Origin of the sequence: Marinobacter sp., assembly GCF_033722735.1 — a bacterium.
Taxonomy (GTDB): Bacteria; Pseudomonadota; Gammaproteobacteria; order Pseudomonadales; family Oleiphilaceae; genus Marinobacter.
Map to the genome: position 1 here is coordinate 138,988 of NZ_JAWVYN010000004.1, position 20,156 is coordinate 159,143.

21 protein-coding genes are annotated in these 20,156 nt (G+C 63.7%); 16 read left to right on the forward strand and 5 right to left on the reverse strand.

The features are described from left to right. Positions 1 to 10: 10 nt before the first annotated feature. The 3 genes from R3175_RS05260 to R3175_RS05270 all read left to right on the forward strand — a co-directional run bounded on the left by R3175_RS05260 (position 11) and on the right by R3175_RS05270 (position 4,417). Complete coding sequence (locus R3175_RS05260) at positions 11 to 835, forward strand: ion transporter (protein WP_318942824.1); 825 nt, start codon at positions 11 to 13, stop codon at positions 833 to 835. A gap of 403 nt (positions 836 to 1,238) precedes the next feature. Next, a complete protein-coding gene (locus tag R3175_RS05265; RefSeq protein ID WP_318942825.1) occupies positions 1,239 to 2,708 on the forward strand; it encodes a NarK family nitrate/nitrite MFS transporter in 1,470 nt (489 codons plus the stop codon). Continuing rightward, entirely contained in the window at positions 2,705 to 4,417 is a 1,713-nt protein-coding gene (locus tag R3175_RS05270; RefSeq protein ID WP_318942826.1) for a protein kinase domain-containing protein, read from the forward strand. Before R3175_RS05265 ends, R3175_RS05270 begins: the two co-directional genes overlap by 4 nt. Before the next feature lie 66 nt (positions 4,418 to 4,483). Here the strand turns inward: R3175_RS05270 and R3175_RS05275 are convergent, their stop codons facing one another. Next, complete coding sequence (locus R3175_RS05275) at positions 4,484 to 4,867, reverse strand: SirB2 family protein (RefSeq protein WP_318942827.1); 384 nt, start codon at positions 4,865 to 4,867, stop codon at positions 4,484 to 4,486. A 144-nt stretch (positions 4,868 to 5,011) separates the two neighbouring features. Here R3175_RS05275 and R3175_RS05280 point away from each other — a divergent pair, with 144 nt between their 5' ends. Further along, positions 5,012 to 6,196, forward strand: coding sequence for an NnrS family protein (locus tag R3175_RS05280; protein ID WP_318942828.1), 1,185 nt, complete (start codon positions 5,012 to 5,014; stop codon positions 6,194 to 6,196). 42 nt (positions 6,197 to 6,238) lie between these two features. Here the strand turns inward: R3175_RS05280 and R3175_RS05285 are convergent, their stop codons facing one another. After that, positions 6,239 to 6,760, reverse strand: a complete 522-nt coding sequence (locus tag R3175_RS05285) for an SRPBCC domain-containing protein (RefSeq protein ID WP_318942829.1) — start codon at positions 6,758 to 6,760, stop codon at positions 6,239 to 6,241. A gap of 188 nt (positions 6,761 to 6,948) precedes the next feature. Between R3175_RS05285 and fabA the strand changes: the two genes are divergently transcribed. From fabA to acpP, 3 genes are read left to right on the forward strand one after another with little or no spacing between them, the layout of a single operon-like run. Next, complete coding sequence (gene fabA / locus R3175_RS05290) at positions 6,949 to 7,461, forward strand: bifunctional 3-hydroxydecanoyl-ACP dehydratase/trans-2-decenoyl-ACP isomerase (RefSeq protein ID WP_318942830.1); 513 nt, start codon at positions 6,949 to 6,951, stop codon at positions 7,459 to 7,461. Between the two features lie 13 nt (positions 7,462 to 7,474). Beyond that, complete coding sequence (gene fabB, locus R3175_RS05295; RefSeq protein WP_318942831.1) at positions 7,475 to 8,698, forward strand: beta-ketoacyl-ACP synthase I; 1,224 nt, start codon at positions 7,475 to 7,477, stop codon at positions 8,696 to 8,698. Next, positions 8,695 to 8,931, forward strand: coding sequence for an acyl carrier protein (gene acpP / locus R3175_RS05300; RefSeq protein ID WP_318942832.1), 237 nt, complete (start codon positions 8,695 to 8,697; stop codon positions 8,929 to 8,931). The genes fabB and acpP overlap by 4 nt, the downstream gene beginning before the upstream one ends. Positions 8,932 to 8,935: 4 nt before the next feature. On the opposite strand, the gene R3175_RS05305 is transcribed toward acpP, so the two are convergent. Beyond that, positions 8,936 to 9,457: a helix-turn-helix transcriptional regulator gene (locus R3175_RS05305; protein ID WP_318942833.1), complete on the reverse strand. Its 522-nt coding sequence runs from the start codon at positions 9,455 to 9,457 to the stop codon at positions 8,936 to 8,938. 152 nt (positions 9,458 to 9,609) lie between these two features. On the opposite strand from R3175_RS05305, the gene yegQ reads away from it, so the two are divergent. The 9 genes from yegQ to R3175_RS05350 all read left to right on the forward strand — a co-directional run bounded on the left by yegQ (position 9,610) and on the right by R3175_RS05350 (position 18,004). After that, positions 9,610 to 10,923 carry a tRNA 5-hydroxyuridine modification protein YegQ gene (yegQ, locus tag R3175_RS05310; RefSeq protein WP_318942834.1) on the forward strand — a complete coding sequence of 438 codons (1,314 nt, stop codon included), beginning with the start codon at positions 9,610 to 9,612 and terminating at the stop codon, positions 10,921 to 10,923. A gap of 3 nt (positions 10,924 to 10,926) precedes the next feature. Next, positions 10,927 to 11,364 (forward strand): hypothetical protein, encoded by a 438-nt coding sequence (locus R3175_RS05315; protein ID WP_318942835.1) that lies wholly within the window; start codon positions 10,927 to 10,929, stop codon positions 11,362 to 11,364. 375 nt (positions 11,365 to 11,739) lie between these two features. Further along, complete coding sequence (sufB, locus tag R3175_RS05320; RefSeq protein WP_318942836.1) at positions 11,740 to 13,188, forward strand: Fe-S cluster assembly protein SufB; 1,449 nt, start codon at positions 11,740 to 11,742, stop codon at positions 13,186 to 13,188. A 73-nt stretch (positions 13,189 to 13,261) separates the two neighbouring features. Beyond that, positions 13,262 to 14,032, forward strand: coding sequence for a Fe-S cluster assembly ATPase SufC (gene sufC / locus R3175_RS05325; RefSeq protein WP_318942837.1), 771 nt, complete (start codon positions 13,262 to 13,264; stop codon positions 14,030 to 14,032). 13 nt (positions 14,033 to 14,045) lie between these two features. Further along, complete coding sequence (gene sufD / locus R3175_RS05330; RefSeq protein ID WP_318942838.1) at positions 14,046 to 15,332, forward strand: Fe-S cluster assembly protein SufD; 1,287 nt, start codon at positions 14,046 to 14,048, stop codon at positions 15,330 to 15,332. A 5-nt stretch (positions 15,333 to 15,337) separates the two neighbouring features. Then, positions 15,338 to 16,588: a cysteine desulfurase gene (locus tag R3175_RS05335; protein ID WP_318942839.1), complete on the forward strand. Its 1,251-nt coding sequence runs from the start codon at positions 15,338 to 15,340 to the stop codon at positions 16,586 to 16,588. A gap of 13 nt (positions 16,589 to 16,601) precedes the next feature. Beyond that, a complete protein-coding gene (locus R3175_RS05340; protein ID WP_318942840.1) occupies positions 16,602 to 16,955 on the forward strand; it encodes a HesB/IscA family protein in 354 nt (117 codons plus the stop codon). A 47-nt stretch (positions 16,956 to 17,002) separates the two neighbouring features. Next, positions 17,003 to 17,545, forward strand: a complete 543-nt coding sequence (gene sufT / locus R3175_RS05345) for a putative Fe-S cluster assembly protein SufT (protein WP_318942841.1) — start codon at positions 17,003 to 17,005, stop codon at positions 17,543 to 17,545. Next, complete coding sequence (locus R3175_RS05350) at positions 17,546 to 18,004, forward strand: SufE family protein (RefSeq protein WP_318942842.1); 459 nt, start codon at positions 17,546 to 17,548, stop codon at positions 18,002 to 18,004. It abuts the gene before it with no gap. 51 nt (positions 18,005 to 18,055) lie between these two features. On the opposite strand, the gene R3175_RS05355 is transcribed toward R3175_RS05350, so the two are convergent. Both R3175_RS05355 and R3175_RS05360 read right to left on the reverse strand, forming a co-directional pair. Next, on the reverse strand, positions 18,056 to 19,294 hold the full coding sequence (locus R3175_RS05355; RefSeq protein ID WP_318942843.1) for a flagellar assembly protein T N-terminal domain-containing protein: 1,239 nt from the start codon (positions 19,292 to 19,294) through the stop codon (positions 18,056 to 18,058). Positions 19,295 to 19,301: 7 nt separating this feature from the next. Further along, the gene (locus R3175_RS05360; protein WP_318942844.1) at positions 19,302 to 19,853 is read right to left on the reverse strand and encodes an LPP20 family lipoprotein; all 552 of its coding nucleotides are present in this window, start codon (positions 19,851 to 19,853) and stop codon (positions 19,302 to 19,304) included. Between the last annotated feature and the right edge of the window lie 303 nt (positions 19,854 to 20,156).

Here is a 20,156-nt window from a genome sequence, read left to right on the forward strand (position 1 = left end):
TCAATCCCCCATGTCCTCAGAATTGACCCGTTACTCGGCACTGGAGCAGTTGCGCCGCATTGAGGCGAGCAAGGTGTTCCAGGGCACGGTGATCGCCATCATCATTCTGTCGGCCCTCACTATCGGCGCCAAAACCTACGACATCCCGCCGCTGTTCGCCGATGCGCTGGCGGTGCTGGACAGCGGCATTACCCTGTTCTTCCTGGTGGAGATCCTGTTCCGCTTCGGCGTCCACCAGGATAAGAAACGCTTTCTGCTGGATGGCTGGAACCTGTTCGATACGCTGGTGGTGATCGGCAGCCTGATCCCGCTGGACAATTCCGAAGCCGTGCTGCTGGGACGGCTGTTACGGGTATTCCGGGTGCTGCGCCTGGTGTCGGTGGTGCCGGAGCTGCGGTTCCTGATCAACTCCCTGCTCAAGGCGATACCCCGCATGGGCTACATCGCCCTGCTGATGTTCATCATCTTCTATATCTATGCCGCCATGGGCGCCATGTTCTTTGCCGAGGTCGACAAGACCCTCTGGGGAGACGTGGCGGTGGCCATGCTCACCCTGTTCCGGGTGGCCACCTTTGAGGACTGGACCGACGTCATGTACGCCACCATGGAGAGCTACCCCCTGAGCTGGCTGTACTACCTGACCTTTATCTTCCTGACCGCCTTCGTGTTCCTGAACATGATGGTGGGGGCCATTCTAGAGGTGATGAGCGAGGAGCAGAACGCCAAGCAGGCCCAGAAGGCCCACGCCGAGCGGGACGAGATGGCCCGGCGACTGGTGGAGGTGCAGGACCAGCTGCGGGAACTGACCGAAATGGTGCGGGACCAGAAACGCTGATTCCCGACCCATGCACCACCCCGGGTCGCAATCACCGGCCTGGGGCATCCCTGTTCCACCCTGAAACACGCGCACCATTGGCGAGCACAACGCACCCGATTTGCCTGTCCCTGGTGCGCCACTCTCTTCGCCCTGCGCCCCCAAATGAGCCTCTCGCCCTTTATTTACGCGCCTTCCTGCACTCTGGTACAGCAATTGCTTTGCCTCCCTACAGAATTTCCATGTCCGAATACGGCTGCTGGCAAAGGCGTCACTGCTGAAGGAAAGGAGACGCTGGCCAGCGCCCGGTCGTCAGAACCCCTGACGAGCCTTCCGCCCCATAGTGAGGCATTGCCGCCCCAGCCTGCTTTCCCTCGGCACCCTGCAACCGACCGGATGTTCAACTTTAAGGTAGGGCTGAGCTATGAACGAACAATCCTTCCGGTTTTTCTCGTTTGAGGGGAAAACCCGGATTCTCCACCTAAGCTGGATGGCTTTCTTCATCACCTTCCTGGTGTGGTTCAACCACGCGCCTCTGATGGTCGCCATCCGGGAACAGTTCGGCCTCAGCGATTCCGAGGTGAACACCCTGTTGCTGCTGAACGTGGCCCTGACCATTCCCGCGCGCATCCTGATCGGGATGCTGGTCGACGCCCTTGGGCCGCGCAAGGTTTATTCGATTGTACTGGTGGTCTCCGGGGTCATCTGTCTGGGCTTCGCCATGGCAGATACCTTTGAACAGCTGGCCATCAGCCGCTTCCTGCTGGGCTTTGTCGGCGCCGGTTTCGTGGTCGGCATCCGCCTGATCAGCGAATGGTACCCGGCCCGCGAAGTGGGTTTCGCCGAAGGCATCTACGGCGGCTGGGGTAACTTTGGGGCGGCCTTTGCCGGCCTGTCCCTGCCCACCCTGGCACTGTTCTTTGGCGGTGACGACGGCTGGCGCTGTGCCGTGGGCACCACCGGCCTGATCGCCATTGCCTACGCCGCGGTGTTCTACGCCATGGTGCGCGACACCCCGAAGGGCTCCACCTACTTCAAGCCCAAGAAGGGCGGCGCCATGGAGGTCACCAGCAAGGGCGACTTCTTTCTGTACGTGCTGATGAACCTGCCGCTGTCCATCGCCCTGGCGCTGATCGTCTGGAAACTGGGCCCAACCAAGCTGGGCATGCTGGGCGAGACCACCACCTACATTCTCTACGGCGTGGTCTTCCTGATGCTGGCGTTCCAGCTGCTGCGCATCTGGCAGGTCAACGGCCACATCTTCAGCAAGCCGGTGCCGGAATTTGACCGTTACTCGTTCAAGCAGGTGGCCCTGCTCAACCTGACCTACATGGCGGCCTTTGGCTCCGAGCTGGCGGTGGTCTCCATGCTGCCGCTGTACTTCCTGGACACCTTCGAGATCTCGCCGGTGCTGGCCGGCATGCTGGGCGGCAGCTTCGCCCTGATGAACCTGTTCGGCCGCCCCGGCGGCGGTTACGTGGCAGACAAGATCGGCCGTAAGCTGACCACCCTGATCACCCTGGCGGGCATCGCCGCTGGCTACCTGCTGATGAGCCAGATCAACAGCGAATGGCCGCTGGCCCTGGCGGTGCTGCTGGTGCTGTTCTGCTCCGTGTTCGTCCAGGCCGGTTGTGGTGCGGTCTATGCCTCGGTCCCGCTGGTCAAGCGTCGTCTCACCGGTCAGGTCGCGGGTATGGCCGGTGCCTATGGCAACGTGGGGGGCGTGGTGTTCCTGCTGGTGCTGTCGCTGGTGTCTCCGGCCATGTTCTTCGTGGTGCTGGGCATCTTCGCGCTCGCGATTCTCGCCCTGGTGGGTATCTTTATGGATGAACCCAGCCCGCAAACCAGCGAAGTCATGCCGGACGGTTCCGTACGGATGATTGAGGTCTCATGAGCGAAAGCCTGTTGCTTCGGCTCGGCCAGCACAGCATTGCTGGCCGCAAGCCTGAAAACCAGGACAGCCTGGGGGCCCGCTATCCCGAAGGGGAAGCGCTGGCCCTCAAGGGCGTGTGCGCCGTTATCGCCGACGGCGTCAGCGCCTCCCAGGCTGGTCGGGAGGCGGCAGAAACCTGCGTGAAGGGCTTCCTTCACGATTATTACAGCACCCCGGATTCCTGGACGGTGGAAACCGCCGCCAGCCGGGTCCTGGGAGCGCTCAACCGCTGGTTGCATGGCCGCGGCCACGCCAGCCACGGCGACGCCCGGGGCATGGTGTGCACCTTCAGCGGCGTGGTGATCAAGAACAACCGCGCCTACATCTTCCACGTGGGCGACAGCCGGGTGTACCTGCTGCGCAACAACGACCTGGACTGCCTGACCCGCGACCACCACATCCTGGTCGGCGCCGACAAAGAGGCCCTGGCCCGCGCCATGGGGGTGGAGCTGAACGTGGAGATCGATGTCTGTCGGGTGCGGCTGGAATCCGGCGACCGGCTGGTGCTGACCACCGACGGCGTGCACGGCACCCTCTCCCCCCAGACCCTGCGGCAGTGCCTGCAGGAGGACGACCCGGAAACCGCAGCGGAGCTGCTGGTGACCACCGCCTATGACCAGGGCAGCATCGACAACCTCAGCGCCCAGGTGATTGCCGTGGACCACCTGCCGGCGGAGGACCTGGAATCCCATTACGAGCGCCTGTCGGCCCTGCCCTTCCCGCCGCCGCTGGAGCCCGGCCAGGTCCTGGATGGCTACCGCATCGTGCGCGAGATCCACGCCAGCAGTCGCACCCAGGTCTACATGGCCAACCCGGTGGACGGTGGCGACCCGGTGATTCTCAAGACACCATCCCCCAACTATCTCGACGATCCCGGCTACATCGACCGCTTCATGACCGAGGCCTGGGTCGCCAAGCGCATCAACAATGCCCATGTGGTCAAGTCCATCGACCCGCCCCAGAACCGCCAATGCCTGTATTGCCTGACCGAGTTCGTCAGCGGTCCCACTTTGCGGGAGTGGATGAACGATCACCCGCTGCCCAAGCCGGCGGAGGTGCGCAACATCGTCCGCCAGATCGCCTCCGGTCTGCGCGCCCTGCACCGCCTGGAGATGATCCACCAAGACCTGAAACCGGAGAACATTGTGATTGACGGCGATGGCACGGTGAAGATCATCGACCTGGGGTCGGTGCGGATTCGCGGCATTGAGGAAATCGATGTACCCTGGGATCGGGACAACTACCTGGGTACGGCCAGCTATGCGGCGCCGGAATGTCTGGAGGGGGACCTGTCCACACCGGCCTCCGACCGCTATGCGCTCGGGGTGATCGCCTACGAGATGCTCACCGGCCAGTTGCCTTACGCCAGGGAGCCCAAGCCCTCGGTGCGCAACCGGCTGAAGTACCGCAGTGCCCGGCTGGTCAACCCGGACCTGCCCAAGTGGCTGGACGCCTGCCTGGAGAAGGCCGTGGCCCTGAAACCCCAGGACCGGTACCCGGCCCTGTCCGAGTTCCTGCACGACCTGGAACACCCCAACCCCAAGCTGCTACCGGCCGGCGCCGAACCCCTGGTGGACCGGATTCCCAATGACCGCTGGCGGTTCCTGGCCACGCTGTCGCTGCTGGGTAACCTGCTGCTGGTGTTGTGGATTCTGTTCTCCCCGAGCTGACACCAGCCCGCACGCCCGTCTGGACTCGTTAACCAGACGGGACACCCCTCCTGATCGCGGGGGACACTAGGCAGCAAACAACAGCGGCTTGGTCATTGCCAGGTGCAGGATCAGCGATACCTGCCCCAGCGCCAGCACCGCGGCCAACACTCGCACCGGTGTGCGGACCGTCGGTTTCAGCGCGAACACCCCGGCCACGATGTACCCCACCAGCAACAGCACCTTGGCCGTCAGCCAGTGATGGACGAACGGCATCCAGCCGGTGACCACCACCAGGCCGATGGCCGCCAGCAACAGCACCGTGTCGTTGGCATGGGGCAGCCAACGCAGTGGTCCCTGCCGCCAGCCCGGCCGGCCCACCGCATCCAGCAGCAGGCGCAACGCAAACAGGGTGACGGTGAGGTAAGCGGTGAGCATGTGGATGGACTTGATAACCAGGTAAAGGCTCATCGGGCACTCCGTAACCGGTGACTGGGGCCCGCATTGTATGCCTATCTACCCCCTCTCGGGTATATCACCCGGAAAAAGATTCATTTACCGTATTACTTATAACACCGCCGCCATGGCCCTCGAGCGAATGAAGGGAGATCGTCAATGCAGGCAATACCCACCGCCCAAGCGACAGTGTCGCCGTCCATAGCGCAGTTGTTTGCCTACCCCTTCCGGATATTCTTCCTGTCCATGGCCCTGCTGGCCGTGCTCGCCATTCCGGCCTGGGTCCTGGTGGTAACCGGTTCCCTGTCATTTCCCACCGCGCGGCCCGGCCTGTTCTGGCATCAGCATGAGATGCTGTTTGGCTTCCTGTCCGCCGCCATCGCCGGCTTCCTGCTGACGGCGGTGTGTGTCTGGACCCAGACCACCCGCACCCACGGCCCCAGACTGGCGCTGTTGTGGGGCGTATGGCTGGCAGGGCGGCTGTTACTGGCGTTCGGCGGTGACCTGCCGTTCTGGCTGGTGCAGGGAGTGAACCTGTCGTTCCTGCCCCTGGTAATGGTGGACGCCGGCTGGCGCATCTGGCAGGCGCGGCAGAAGCGGCAGTTCATGATCCTGCTGGTACTGGGCCTGATGTGGGCGATGCAGACCGGTTTCGTGACCACCTTCGACGCGGAGTATCTTCAGGGTGCGGTGATCATGGCGCTGGCGCTGATTACCATTATCGGTGGACGCATCACACCGGCCTTCACCCGTAACTGGCTACGGCAAACTGGCGGGAACCCGGACTCGGTGCGGACCCTCCCCGCCCTTGACCTGGCCAGTGTGCTGGCCCTGCTGTTGCTGCTGTTCGCCGGGGTGCTGGAACTGCCCGCGCTTGCGGCACCGGTCGCCACCCTCGCCGCGTTACTGGCGCTGACCAGACTGGCCGTCTGGCAGGGCTGGAGAAGCCGTTGGGAACCACTGGTGTGGATGCTGCACCTGTCCATGGCCTGGGTACCGGTTGCCCTGGGACTGTTCGCCGCCCACCTGTGGCTGAACTGGCCCGCCAATGCCTGGCTCCACGCCGCCGGCACCGGCGCCATTGCCTGCATGATCCTCGGCGTCATCGCCCGGGTTGCCCTGGGCCATACCGGTCGTCCCCTGAGCTTGCCCCGCGGCATGGTCACCGCCTTCCTGGCCCTTCACCTGGCTGCCGTCATCCGCGTGGCGACGGCCCTCGGGCTGCTCCCCTGGCCCCCGGGCATCGGCACCGCCACCCTGCTGTGGGAACTGGCCTTTATCCTCTTCCTGATCCGTTACACCGGCATCCTGGCCAGCCCCCGGCCGGACGGACGGCCGGGATAAGGCGGGCGTTCCTCCCCGGTGCTCGCTGTGCCCGGGGCGCCTTCAGGCCACCTCACAAGCCCCCAACAACGATGCCATGCCGGCGAAGGCAACCCGGGCCTCCCGAAAGCGGGATCGAGGAAAGTGAATGGCAATCCCTTCCAGGGCGGCGACCAGCATTTCCAGGTGGGCGTCCCACCCCGCGCAGGAGGTGGCCAGCCGGTCACCCTCCGGTAGGTTGAGCTCCAGGCGCAGGTCGGTGCAGCCTTCCGGCAGGGCGGTGAGGGTCCAGCACAGCGGTCGGAGCGAACCGTCCCCGTTGCTCCAGGAATAGGCCAGCTCGCGACCGGGGTCGTAGGCGGTCAGTACCGAGTCGATCGGCGTGCCACTGTTGGCAAAGGCGATCTGCACCCGCCCGCCGAATCTCGGCTCCATCTGCCCAGGCGCCAGCCAGAGTGGCAAGCAGGCCGAATCCGTCAGCATCCCCCAGACCTTCCACACGGGGTGCTCCAGGTGACGTCGCAAGGTGACTCGCAGGCGTCTACCTTTCCATCTCATCTCGCCCCACTCGTTCTGCACTTGCATCAGACGATCCTCCCCACGTCATCAGAATTCATGTGTCCAAGTTACGCCGGCCCTCGGTGCCGGGCATTGATGACCGTCAAACCGCGAGCTTGTTCAACCATCGGTCAATCTTCGACAACCACCGGTCAACGGGGTTGAGCATCAGCCGGGTTACAGTCAAACCACCTACTTACCCACGGAGATCGACCATGATGCCGATGAACCAGTATGACAAACCCGACCTCGTGGCCTGCAGCCAGGGCGCGCTGTTCCCCGGCGCCATGCGCCTGCCCAAGGAGCCCATGCTGATGGTTGACCGGATCAACCGGATAGACGCCAGCGGCGGCTGTTACGACCGCGGCGTACTGGACGCGGAACTGGAGATCACACCGGATCTCTGGTTCTTCGACTGCCACTTTCAGGACGATCCGGTGATGCCCGGCTGTCTGGGCCTGGATGCCCTGTGGCAGTTACTGGGGTTCTACCTGGCCTGGAGCGGGGGCGATGGCAAGGGGCGGGCCCTGGGGGCCGGCGAGGTCAAGTTCTTCGGTCAGGTGCTGCCGGAGAACCATACGGTTCGCTACCGGCTCGACATCAAACGCATTATCTGTCGCAAGCTCACCATGGCCATTGCCGATGGCCGGGTGCAGGTGGATGGTCGCGACATCTACACCGCCAGAGATCTGCGGGTCGGACTGTTCACTTCAACGGATGACTTTTAAGGGAGCAAACGCCATGCGTCGTGTTGTTGTCACCGGGATGGGCATCGTCTCAAGCCTGGGGAATAACCTCTACCAGGTCACCCAGTCACTTCGCGAAGTTCGCTCGGGCATAGGGTTTAGTCAGCAGGCCCAGGATGCCGGCCTGCGCAGTCAGATCAGCGGCCAGATCCACCTGGACCCGAGTGAACGGATCGAACGCAAGCTGTGGCGATTCATGTGCCCCGCCGCAGGCTACGCCTATCTTGCGATGCAGGAAGCGATCGCGCAGGCCAGGGTGCCCGACCAGATACTGGCGTCCGATCGCACCGGACTGGTGATGGGCACCGGCGGCGCCTCCACGGTGGAACTGATGGACGCCATCGACACCCACCGCAGCAAGGGGCTGCGGCGCGTCGGGCCCTACCGGGTGCCCCGCACCATGGGCAGTGCCATCAACGCCTCTCTCGCCACCGCCTATGGCATTCGCGGGGTCAACTACAGCATTACCTCGGCCTGCGCCACCACTGCCCATTGCATCGGCCACAGCCGTGCCCTGATTGCCTCCGGCGAACAGGATGTGATGTTTGCCGGCGGTGGCGAGGATATCCACTGGACCCTCAGCCTGCTGTTCGACGCCATGGGCGCCCTGTCCACCCGCTATAACGACACCCCGGCCACCGCCTCCCGAACCTACGACCGGGACCGGGACGGGTTTGTCATCTCCGGCGGCGGCGGTGTACTGGTACTGGAAGCCCTGGAGCACGCCCAGGCCCGCGGCGCCCCCATCCTTGCCGAGCTGGTGGGCTTCGGCGCCACCTCCGACGGCGTCGATATGGTGGCCCCCAGCGGCGAAGGTGCCATGCGCTGCATGCGGCAGGCCCTGACCAACGTGCGGGGCCCCGTCGACTACATCAACACCCACGGCACCAGCACCCCCGCCGGCGACATCACCGAGCTGGCCGCCATCCGCGAAGTCTTTGGCCCGGACATGCCGGCGCTGAGCTCCACCAAGCCACTCAGCGGCCATGCCCTGGGGGCGGCCGGGGTGCACGAGGCCATCTACAGCCTGGTGATGCTGCAGCACGGCTTCATCACCCCGTCGGCCCACATCGAACACCTGGACCCCGATGCCGAAGGCTATCCCATCATTCGCGACGGTCTGAAGACCCGGCCTTTACGGCGAGTGATGAGCAACAGCTTCGGTTTTGGCGGCACCAACGCCACCCTGATCTTTGAAAACTATGGAGAAAACCAATGAGCGATAGCCAGCAGCAGGTCATCGAGATGATCGCAGAACACTTGGCGGTAACCCCGGATTCCCTATGCCCCACTTCCAGGCTGGTGGATGACCTGGGTGCGGATTCGCTGGACCTGGTGGAGCTGACCATGACGCTGGAGGAGCGGTTTGGGCTGGAGGTAACCGACGAACAGGCAGAGCGGCTGGCCACGGTGGCGGACGTGATCCGTTTTGTGGCGGAACAGCCTGCTTAAAAGGCTAACCCTGGGTGGCCAGAGCCCCAGCCCGGAACTCCGCCGGCGAGCAGCCCATCCAGCGCTTGAAGGCCCGGCTGAAGGCGCTCAGTTCCGAGAAGCCCAGGCGGTCGGCAATCTCCGCCATCGGCCGCCGGGAATCCTGTAGGTAAACCAGTGCCTGTTCCCGGCGGACCTCTTCCAGGATCCCGGCGAATGTGAGGTTCTCGGCCTTCAGGCGCTTGTAGAGCGTGTGCCGGCTCATGTGCAGCTGGGCGGCAATGGCCTCCACACGCACTCGCCCACGCTCCAGTTCCGCCAGGATCAACGGGCGCACCCTCAATCCCAGACTCAGGGAGGTCGCCAGGCGTTGCTGGATCAGCCACCACAGCTGCTGCAGCTGGGACGGCGACAGCCCGGCTCCGTTGTGTTGCAACTGGTCCCGGGGCAAGGCCGCCATTCTCGCCACCTCGTCATGGCTGTACCCGGTGCTGCGCAAGAATTCCAGCATCGCCAACACCATTGCCCCAAGCGCCTCGCTCGCCATGGATTCCTCCTCCGCACCCGAACTTCAGCGTACAGATGTTAGCCGAACATATCCCGGGCAACCTTGAGCCTCGTCAAACCATCCCGCGGTCGGTACAGGCAAACTGGCCGCCTTTTACTGACACCTTCTTTTCGGCAACCCCCGGAGACCCCATGTTCCGCCCAGAACTGCTGGCCCCCGCCGGCACCCTCGACCACCTCGACACCGCCCTGGCTTACGGCGCCGACGCCGTCTATGCCGGCCAGCCCCGCTACTCGCTGCGGGCCCGCAACAACAGCTTCAAATCCGTGGCCTCCCTGGCTGAAGGCATCGACCGGGCCCACCGGCTCAACCGCCAGTTCTACCTGGTCTCCAACATCGCGCCCCACAACGCCAAGGTCCGCACCTTCCTGGATGACCTGGCGCCGGCGATCGAACTGGCCCCGGACGCCCTGATCATGTCCGACCCGGGCCTGATCATGCTGGTGCGGGAACGCTGGCCGGGCCAGCCCATCCACCTGTCGGTACAGGCCAACGCGGTAAACTGGGCCACGGTGGAGTTCTGGCGTCGCCAGGGCATCCGCCGGGTGATCCTGTCGCGGGAGCTGGCCCTGGAGGAAATGGCCGAGATCCGCGAGCGGGTGCCACAGATGGAACTGGAGGTGTTTGTCCACGGCGCCCTGTGCATGGCCTACTCCAGCCGCTGCCTGCTGTCCGGCTACATGAACCACCGGGACGCCAACCAGGGCACCTGCACCAATGCCTGCCGCTGGAACTATCGCGAGGTGAAGCACCAGCGGGACGACACCGGCGACCTGATTCCGGTTCATGGGGAGGAGACCTCCACCAACGATCCGGCCATCCTGCTGGAGGAACCCAACCGCCCCGGCAGCTTCATCCCCGCCTACGAGGATGAACACGGCAGCTACATCATGAACTCCCGGGACCTGCGGGCGGTCCAGCACGTCGAGGCCCTGTGCCGGATGGGGGTCCACTCGCTGAAGATCGAGGGTCGCACCAAGAGTCCCTACTACGTGGCCCGCACCACCCAGGTCTATCGGCGGGCCATCGACCGCGCGGTGGCGGGGCTTCCCTTCGACATGGGCCAAATGGATGAGCTGGAAGCGCTGTCCCACCGGGGCTACACCGAGGGCTTCCTGCGTCGCCACCTACCCCAGGAATACCAGCTCTACGAGCAGGGCTCGTCCCTGCAGGGCAGTCAACAGGTGGTGGGGCGCATCATTGGAGCCTGTGACCGCACCCTGACGGTGGAGGTGAAGAACCGCTTTGCGGTGGCTGATCCCCTGGAACTGATCACACCGGGGGGCAACCTCCGCTTTGCGACAGACGCCATGGAAACCCTCGATGGCCAGGCGCTAGACTATGCCCCAGGCAGTGGCTATACGGTGCGACTGCCCCGGCCCGAAGGCACCCCCGAACCACTGGTCCACAGTTTTTTGACCCGACACCTGACACCGGAGAACTGATTCGTGCGCCTGTTTCTGATCGTGTTGCTTGCCCTGTTCGTGCCCAACGCTGCCGTGGCGGACGGCACCCTGTCGGACAAAACCGGCGTTCACCGGCACACCGAGGCCTTCATGGCCCAGGTGATCGACAACGAGATCCAGGCCGCCTACCGGCAACTGCGCCCCCACCTGGGGGTGGCTGCCGAGCCCTACGACCAGTCCGCCACCGAGGCGGCCGACTACTTCGAGCGGGTCAATGAGCGGGTCGGCGCCCCGCTTGCCGCCAGCCATGTCCGGACGGAAACCATCGGCGACGATTTCCATCGCGAAACCTGGCTGCAGAAGTTCGAGACCGCCGCCATTGCCTGGACCTTCACCTTCTACCGGCCCCGGGACGCCTGGAAGCTGGTGGGCGTCAGTTATTCCACGGACATTGAACCACTCTACCGCCGCGACCAATAGCCGATTCTCTCCCACCAATCGCTGATCAGCACCCTTGGTGCCCACCCCCCGCATTACGGTATAATCGCCCGGCGCCGAGGCCCCGCAACCCGTTGGACAATAATACCTGACTATTTTGGTCTGATATTGTACAATCACTCGCCAGAGGATTGGGTTTCCCTGCTTTTTTCAACAGCCAAGCAGGCTTAGCGCAGCTGCAACGACGACAGGGAATCCGTTATCCAATAATCGATCGCGCGGCGAAACCGGCCCTACATCACCGGCCGAACGACCGCTGCGACACCCAAACTGATATCCGCCGATACCGATTCCAGGTCCGGTATCCGCTACCCGGGTCGCAAGACCCCTGATGAGAAAGAATACGGAGCGACGATCATGGCGAACACCGACAGACAGGTGAACGAGCTGATCAAACGGGAATACGAACACGGGTTCGTAACCGAGATTGAAGCCGACACCTTCGAGCCCGGTCTCAATGAAGATGTCATCCGCCGGCTGTCGGCGATCAAAAACGAGCCGGAGTTCATGCTGGAGTGGCGCCTGAAAGCCTACCGTCGCTGGCTGGAGATGGACGAGCCGAACTGGGCCCACGTGGACTTTCCGAAAGTCAACTACAACGACATTTCCTACTATTCCGCGCCCAAGAAGAAAGAGGACATGCCCCAGAGCCTGGACGAGGTGGATCCGGAGCTGCTGAAGACCTACGAGAAGCTGGGCATCCCCCTGCACGAGCGCGCCAAGCTGGCCGGCGTGGCGGTGGATGCGGTGTTCGACTCGGTGTCCGTGGCCACCACCTTCAAGGATCAGCTGGCCGAGGCCGGGGTGATCTTCTGCCCGATCTCCGAAGCGGTGCAGAAATACCCGGAACTGGTGCAGAAATACCTGGGCAGCGTGGTGCCAGCCGGTGACAACTACTTCGCCGCCCTCAACTCGGCGGTGTTCTCCGACGGCTCCTTCGTCTACATCCCGAAAGGGGTTCGCTGCCCGCTGGAGCTGTCCACCTATTTCCGCATCAACGCCGCCAACACCGGGCAGTTCGAGCGCACCCTGATCGTCGCCGACGACGACAGCTACGTCAGCTACCTGGAAGGCTGCACCGCGCCCATGCGGGACGAGAACCAGCTGCACGCCGCCGTGGTCGAGCTGGTGGCGCTGGACAACGCCCAGATCAAGTACTCCACTGTGCAGAACTGGTACCCGGGCGATGAAAACGGCAAGGGCGGCATCTACAACTTCGTCACCAAGCGCGCCGCCTGCATCGGCAAGAACTCCAAGGTATCCTGGACCCAGGTGGAAACCGGCTCCGCCATCACCTGGAAGTACCCCAGCTGCGTGCTCCGTGGCGACAACAGTGTCGGCGAGTTCTACTCCGTGGCCCTGACCCACAACTACCAGCAGGCGGACACCGGCACCAAGATGGTCCACCTGGGCAAGAACACCACCAGCACCATCATCTCCAAGGGCATTTCCGCCGGCCGCAGCAGCAACGCCTATCGCGGCCTGGTCAAGTTCAGCCCCGGGGCCGAGGGCGCCCGCAACTTCACCCAGTGCGATTCGCTGCTGATTGGCGACCGCTGTGCGGCCCACACCTTCCCGTACATCGAGAGCCAGAACAAGTCCGCCATCGTGGAGCACGAGGCCACCACCTCCAAGGTCAGTGACGAGCAGATGTTCCTCTGCCGTCAGCGCGGCATCGACCCGGAGCAGGCGGTCTCCATGATCGTGAACGGCTTCTGCAAGGAAGTGTTCAAGGAGCTGCCGATGGAGTTTGCGGTCGAGGCCGGCAAGCTGCTCGAGGTAAGCCTGGAAGGCTCCGTAGGTTAACAGGGCGAGACGGGCCGGCAGTCACCACCGGCCAGACAGAATTCAGACAGATTAACGAGAGAGAATCCGACGCATGCTGAGCATCAAGAACCTGCACGCTTCCGTTGAGGGCAAAGAAATCCTCAAGGGCATCAACCTGGAGATCAAGGCCGGGGAAGTCCACGCCATCATGGGCCCCAACGGCTCCGGCAAGAGCACCCTGTCCCAGGTGCTGGCAGGCAACGAGGCGTTTGAAGTCACCAAGGGCGAGGTTCTGCTCAACGGCGAGAACCTGCTGGAGCAGGAAACCGAAGACCGCGCCCGGGAAGGCATCTTCCTGGCCTTCCAGTACCCGGTGGAGATCCCCGGGGTCAGCAACCTGCAGTTCCTGCGTACCGCGGTGAACGCCATGCGCACGCATCGCGGCGAGGAAGAACTGAACGCCGCCGAGTTCATGAAGCTGGCCAAGCAGGTGTCGAAGCAGGTCGACCTGGACCCGTCCTTCCTCAAGCGGGGGGTGAACGAGGGCTTCTCCGGTGGCGAGAAGAAGCGTAACGAGATCATGCAGGCGCTGCTGCTGCAGCCGAAGCTGGCGATTCTGGACGAGACCGACTCCGGCCTCGACATCGACGCCCTGAAAGTTGTCTCCGACGGCGTCAACGCCCTGCGCTCAGACGATCGCGCCATTTTGATGGTGACCCACTACCAGCGCCTGCTGAACCACATCGTGCCGGACCACGTCCACGTCCTGGCCGGTGGCCGCATCATCAAGTCCGGCGGCCGTGAACTGGCCCTGGAACTGGAAGACAAGGGCTACGGCTGGCTCGGCATCAAAGACGAAGACGAAGCCACCGCAGCCAGCTAAGGAGACCGCAGGAATGAAACCAGCACCCACGCTTTCCAGCGCGTTCCTGAAGCCGGCGGGCCAGTCCCTGCCGCAGCCGCTGCTTGAGCTGCGCCGGCAGCGGGGCACCGCCCTCGCGGACATGCCGCTGCCGACCCGCAAGACCGAGAACTGGAAGTACTCCAGCCGCTACCTGCAGCTGAACGACGCCCTGGCCGGCAGCCTGCCCGCCGGCGGCAAGAGCGGTACCGCCCTGGCGGTACCCGGCTATCACGTGGTGTTCCACAACGGCGCGATGGTTCCGGAAGCCAGCGACTATCCGGATGTGGACGGTATCGCAATCAAGCGCTTCGCCGACCTGGACGATGACGAGGCCCGCGAGCTGGCCGAGCGCCTGGACAACACCCTGGACGCCAAGGCCGTCCAGCTGGCCCGGCTGAACTCCGCCCGTTTCGAGGACGGCCTGCTGATCCGCCTGGCGCCGGAAGCCGTCCTGGACCAGCCGCTGTTCATCATCAGCGAGACAGACGCCCACACCAGCGGCTCCGCCTACCCGCGCATCTATGTGGACGCCGGCCGTCACAGCCAGATCACCCTGGTGGAAGAGTACATCTCCAACGGCAGCGAGCCGGTGATGGTCAATGCCGTCACCGAATTCACCCTGGCCGAAGGCGCCCAGGTGACCAACGTACGCCTGTCCGCCGAGGGCGAGAACGTCCAGCACGTCGGCGCCACCGGCGTCCGCCAGCAAGCCCATTCGCGTTTCGACAGCCACTGCGTCGGCTTCGGCGGCCCCATGCGTCGTCACGACCTGCAGGTGCGACTGGAGCAGTCCGGCGCCAACTGCCGCCTCAACGGCGTGGTGGTCACCCAGGGCAAGCAGCACTACGACAACCACACGGTGATCGAGCACGTCGCCCCGCACTGTGACAGTGAGGAGACCTACCGCAACATCGCCGCCGGTCAGTCCCATGCGGTGTTCAACGGCCGCATCCACATTCACCAGGATGCCCAGAAATCCAACGCCAACATGAGCAACAAGAACCTGTTGCTGGACACCGGCGCAGAGATCGACACCAAGCCGGAGCTGGAAATCTACGCCGACGACGTCAAGTGCGCCCACGGCGCCACCGTCGGCCAGCTCGACGAAACCTCCATCTTCTACCTGGTGTCCCGCGGTATCGACCGTCGTAACGCTCGCACTTTGCTCACCATGGCGTTTATCAATGAATTGATTGCGCAGATTCCTGTCGAATCAGTACGGGAAACGGCCCAGGCGCGGCTCAATCACTTTATCGACCAGACGTTCGAGGAGGCCTGAGCGGTATGACTGATCTTTCCATGGCAAAAGCAGCACAAGCCACCCTGGATGTGGCGGCCATTCGCCGGGACTTCCCCATTCTCGACCAGAAAGTGAATGGCAAGTCCCTGGTGTACCTGGACAACGGCGCTTCGGCCCAGAAACCCCAGGCCGTGCTGGAGGCCATGGACCGCTACTACCGCGAAATGCACTCCAACGTGCACCGGGGCGCCCACACCCTGGGCGACCGGGCCACCACAGCGTTCGAAGGGGCCCGGGAAACCGTGCGCGAGTTCCTCAACGCCGCCAGCACCCGGGAGATCGTCTGGACCCGCGGCACCACCGAGGCCATCAACATGGTGGCCAACGGCCTCACCGGCCGGCTCGGTGCCGGCGACGAGATCCTGATCAGCCACATGGAGCACCACGCCAACATCGTGCCCTGGCAGATGCTGGCCGAACGCACCGGCGCCACCCTGAAAGTCATTGCGGTGACGCCCCAGGGCGAGCTGGACCTGGAAAGCTTCGGACAGCAGCTCAGCGAGCGCACCCGGATCCTGGCACTGACCCACGTGTCCAACGTGCTTGGCACCGTCAACCCGGTGGCCGAGCTGGTGGCCAAGGCCAAGGCCGCGGGTGCCCTGACCCTGCTGGACGGCGCCCAGGCGGTGCCCCATTACCGGCCGGACGTGCAGGCGCTGGGCTGTGACTTCTACGTGTTCTCCTCCCACAAAATCTTCGGGCCCACCGGCATTGGCGTGCTCTACGGCCGCGAGCAACTGCTCGAGGATCTGCCACCCTACCAGTTTGGCGGCGAGATGATCGAGCGGGTGACCTTCGAGAAAACCACCTGGAACACCCTGCCCTACAAGTTCGAGGCCGGCACACCGCCGATCGCCGAAGCGGTAGGCCTGGGCGCGGCCATCGACTACCTGAACGGCCTCGACCGCCAGGCCATCGAGGCAGCGGAGCAGGCCTTGCTGGAGAAGGCCAACACCCTGGTGGACTCGGTCCCCGGCATGTCGGTGATCGGCACCGCCGCCCACAAGGTGCCGGTGATGTCGTTCAAGGTGGACGGGTTGCACCCCAGCGACATCGGCACCTTGCTGGACCAGCAGGGCATTGCCATCCGCACCGGCCATCACTGCGCCATGCCGCTGATGGACTTCTATGGGGTTCCCGGTACAGCCAGGGCGTCGTTTGCGTTTTACAATACCCTCGAGGAGGTGGAGCAATTGTTCTCCGCCTTGCAGAAAGTTCAGCGTCTGTTTGTTTGATGAAGGTGGATGCATGACAGCCGAGACTTTTACCCCCACCGTTGGCGTTACCATGACGCCCAGTGCGGTATCCCATGTGCGCAAGCAACTGGCGAAGAAGCCGGAGGCCAAGGGGATCCGGCTGGCCATCAAGAAGAGTGGCTGCTCCGGATTCAAGTACGAGACCCAGTGGGTGGAAACCCCCGAGGCGGATGACGACGTCTTTACCGTTGATGGTGTCGATATCTACGTCAAGCACGAGCACCTACCGATGGTGAACGGCACCGAGATCGACTTCATCACCCAGGGCGTCAACTCCCTGTTTCAGTTCCGTAACCCCAACGCCACGGCGGAATGCGGTTGCGGCGAAAGTTTCACGGTTGCCTGAGCCCGCGCTCGGCAACCCTGCGAGAGATAAACGAGGTCAGCCAGCCCATGCCAGAACGGGAAGTGGTGCTCACCAAGCGTGAAGTGGAAGCCCGGCTGGTGCCCGCCGGCACCGAGATCATGATTCCGGCGGATACCTTTGTGACGATCACCCAGTCACTGGGTGGCAGCTTTACCGTGGCCGTCAACGGCAACCTGGCCCGTATCGAGGGCCACGACGCCGATGCGCTGGGCAAGCAGCCGCTGGAAAGCAGCTTCGACACCCCGGAAGACGGCACCGTCAACGAAAACCAGGTGTGGGAAGCCCTGCGTAACTGTTACGACCCGGAAATTCCCGTCAACGTGGTGGAACTGGGCCTGATCTACGAGTGCCAGGTGATGAACGGCACCCCGGAAGGCAATCACGTCTACATCAAGATGACCCTCACCGCCGCCGGCTGTGGCATGGGCCCGGTGATCACCGACGACGTCAAGCGCAAGGTGGAGCATGTGCCCAATGTCGACAAGGTCACCGTGGAGCTGACCTTTGATCCGCCCTGGAACAACGATATGCTGAGTGATGAAGCCAAGCTTGAACTGGGAATGCTGTAAATGACCGCCACCGAACAACAGTTTCGCGACAACCCGTTGGGCAAGGACGTTACCCTTGAGGACGTGCTGGACGCCTTCGAGTTCCTGGACGACTGGGAAGAGCGCTACGCCTACATCATCGACCTGGGCAAGCAGCTGCCGGCATTTCCCGATGACGAAAGAACCGAGGAAAACTACGTTCACGGCTGCCAGAGCCAGGTCTGGCTGATCCACCACCAGGACGAGAACGACGGCAAGCTGTACCTGATGATCGACTCGGACGCCATGATCGTCCGCGGCCTGGCCGCCATCATCCTGGTTGCGCTGAACGGCAAGAGCCCCCGCGACCTGCTGACCACCGACATCGACGAGCTGTTCGAGCGTCTGGACCTGTTCCGCCACATATCTCCCACCCGGGGCAACGGCCTGCGGGCGATGGTGGGCAAGATCCGCGACATCGCCGCCAAGGAAGCGGCCTGAAGCCACCACAGGTTTTGCGAGGCCTTCACAACACCTGTGAAATCGGCATCTCTACCACACGATGGCCATGTCGCCGCGCTGGATGTTCACCAGCCCACCGGTCATCGGCATCTCGCCGTTACTGAATTGCGGGTGCACGCTATTGAGGGTCACCGTGGCGCGACCATCCCGCAGCTCCGGTGCCGCGTCCGGCGTGTCGAAGTGGCTGTAGCTGCGGTACAGGTGCAGCTCGTCTCCCGGCCGCAACCCCGCCGTGGACCCCGACGCCAGGGTCACCCGCCGCCCGTCGACCCGGGTCACGCGGGTGATGAAGGGCTGGCAGCGCACCGCATCCCCCACCGCGGCAGTCATCTTGTCGACCTCCCCGGCCACCGCCTCGCCGTAGCCGGTTTGCCAGAAGCCGGCGGAACCGAAGCCGTCCGAACTGGCCGGCGCGGCGTCCCAGGTGCCCGTGGTGACAAACTGCTGCTGGTACACCAAAGAGCCACTGAAGCCGTCAAACACCATCAGGTCGGCGACGAACCGACGCTGCCGGTTGGCCATGCCCAGTCCCCGCTGCATCCGGTTCAGCACCGAGGAGCCCCAGGCTTCCGGGTCTTCCACCGCCACACTGCGGATCACGCCGGCCACCACAAACTGGGCATCCAGCTCCCGGGCCAGGTCCACTACATTGGTCAATCGGTTGTCGAAGGCACGGGAGGTGGGGGCGTTCAATGGGTCCTGGAACAAACGGGTGGTTGAGGCGTTCAACACCTCCAACTGCCCCTGCTCCTGCAACTTGACCCGCAGCCGGTACGGCAACCCTTCACCGGCATCGCCAATGCGCCCCAGCGTCGCCTGGTCCGGGTACAGCAGCGGGAAGCCGGCCACGGCCACGCGCTTCTTCAGCCGAGCCGCGGCTCCTGCGTCACAACTGGCGCTTTCCGACATGTCCGCCCGCAGGGTGACCCGCATCAGGTTGCCCACCCGGCCCTCGCTGAGAATCTCAATGTCACGGGCCCTGGCCGAGGCAGAGACCACCAGCTCAGACTCCGTGATCACCCCGTTGGCCAGGGTGTCTCGGCTGTCGATCCGCGCCTCATACTGCAACGCCACGTCCCGCAACGCCGCCCGCCGGGCCTCCTCACGGGCCTGCTCCAGGTTGTCGCCATGAATGACCCCGTGTCCGGTACCCTCCAGCACCACCGCCCACGCCGGCACGGAAACGGCTAGCAATGCCGTCAGGGCGAGCCGACTCAGACCTCGGAGAGCATGGGTACACAGATCTGCCACTGGGAAATATCGCGTCATCGTCTGATCAGTCCAGATAGTAGAGGGCGTCGACCGACTGGCTGTGGACGTCGCCGGCACTGTCGTTGCCTATTGGCATCGGTATCGGGCAGCTAGCCTGAACCTGGTCATCCGACACCTGGGAAACACACTCCCGGAAACGGGGCTCCAACTTCAACTCCATCACCGTCTCCACCACCCCGTCACTGTGCTCGTTGACCGCCACCACCTTGGCACCGCGAATGTAACTGTCCACATAGCTGCGGAAGTTGTCGTTATGCAGAACGAAGTCGCTCACCGTGGAGCTGCCGAAAATCACCGTGCCATAGACCCGCTCGGCCAGGTTGCGATAGGCGTCCAACTTCGAGGCCCGGCGGGCCAGCAGACGCTTGCGGGTGTTCAGGCGGCCCTCGACGGCATCCTCATAGGTGCCAAACCCGCTCTCCCGCACCACAATCGCCTGTGGCTGAGGTTGATCCGTGGCGCCGCGCTGCGAGTACAGGCCGGTCGGGGCACAAGCCGTCAACAGGCCCACCAGCAATCCCGTCGTTAGCGTCAGAACCGCCCATCGAGAAGCCATGCAATCTCTCCCAAACATTCATCTATTGCCGGGCCATGAAAAAAACGAGCCAACCCGGCCAACCCCCTGTTTTACCATGAAACGCCGGCTCGTCACGGCCATTTCCGGCCTGCGATGCGGCAAAGATTCGCCGGTTACCCCGGAGCGGGCCGGAACACCCCAGGCCTGTTTTAACAGACGGTAAACATTCGGTAACCGCAATCTCGCTGATGCGCCATGATAACTGCCTTACCCTGACATTCCGGTAGCCATGATCCGGAACCCTGGCCGGACGTATTTCGTCCTTACCACTGAGAATTTACC

Coding starts and splice junctions, on each gene's coding strand:
- yegQ (WP_318942834.1), top strand. CDS start 9,610: ATGTTCCGCCCAGAACTGCTGGCCCCCGCCGGCACCCTCGACCACCTC.
- sufT (WP_318942841.1), top strand. CDS start 17,003: ATGCCAGAACGGGAAGTGGTGCTCACCAAGCGTGAAGTGGAAGCCCGG.
- R3175_RS05270 (WP_318942826.1), top strand. CDS start 2,705: ATGAGCGAAAGCCTGTTGCTTCGGCTCGGCCAGCACAGCATTGCTGGC.
- R3175_RS05340 (WP_318942840.1), top strand. CDS start 16,602: ATGACAGCCGAGACTTTTACCCCCACCGTTGGCGTTACCATGACGCCC.
- fabA (WP_318942830.1), top strand. CDS start 6,949: ATGATGCCGATGAACCAGTATGACAAACCCGACCTCGTGGCCTGCAGC.
- R3175_RS05360 (WP_318942844.1), bottom strand. CDS start 19,853: ATGGCTTCTCGATGGGCGGTTCTGACGCTAACGACGGGATTGCTGGTG.
- sufD (WP_318942838.1), top strand. CDS start 14,046: ATGAAACCAGCACCCACGCTTTCCAGCGCGTTCCTGAAGCCGGCGGGC.
- R3175_RS05265 (WP_318942825.1), top strand. CDS start 1,239: ATGAACGAACAATCCTTCCGGTTTTTCTCGTTTGAGGGGAAAACCCGG.
- acpP (WP_318942832.1), top strand. CDS start 8,695: ATGAGCGATAGCCAGCAGCAGGTCATCGAGATGATCGCAGAACACTTG.
- sufB (WP_318942836.1), top strand. CDS start 11,740: ATGGCGAACACCGACAGACAGGTGAACGAGCTGATCAAACGGGAATAC.
- sufC (WP_318942837.1), top strand. CDS start 13,262: ATGCTGAGCATCAAGAACCTGCACGCTTCCGTTGAGGGCAAAGAAATC.
- R3175_RS05355 (WP_318942843.1), bottom strand. CDS start 19,294: ATGACGCGATATTTCCCAGTGGCAGATCTGTGTACCCATGCTCTCCGA.
- R3175_RS05305 (WP_318942833.1), bottom strand. CDS start 9,457: ATGGCGAGCGAGGCGCTTGGGGCAATGGTGTTGGCGATGCTGGAATTC.
- R3175_RS05260 (WP_318942824.1), top strand. CDS start 11: ATGTCCTCAGAATTGACCCGTTACTCGGCACTGGAGCAGTTGCGCCGC.
- R3175_RS05285 (WP_318942829.1), bottom strand. CDS start 6,760: ATGCAAGTGCAGAACGAGTGGGGCGAGATGAGATGGAAAGGTAGACGC.
- fabB (WP_318942831.1), top strand. CDS start 7,475: ATGCGTCGTGTTGTTGTCACCGGGATGGGCATCGTCTCAAGCCTGGGG.
- R3175_RS05350 (WP_318942842.1), top strand. CDS start 17,546: ATGACCGCCACCGAACAACAGTTTCGCGACAACCCGTTGGGCAAGGAC.
- R3175_RS05275 (WP_318942827.1), bottom strand. CDS start 4,867: ATGAGCCTTTACCTGGTTATCAAGTCCATCCACATGCTCACCGCTTAC.
- R3175_RS05280 (WP_318942828.1), top strand. CDS start 5,012: ATGCAGGCAATACCCACCGCCCAAGCGACAGTGTCGCCGTCCATAGCG.
- R3175_RS05335 (WP_318942839.1), top strand. CDS start 15,338: ATGACTGATCTTTCCATGGCAAAAGCAGCACAAGCCACCCTGGATGTG.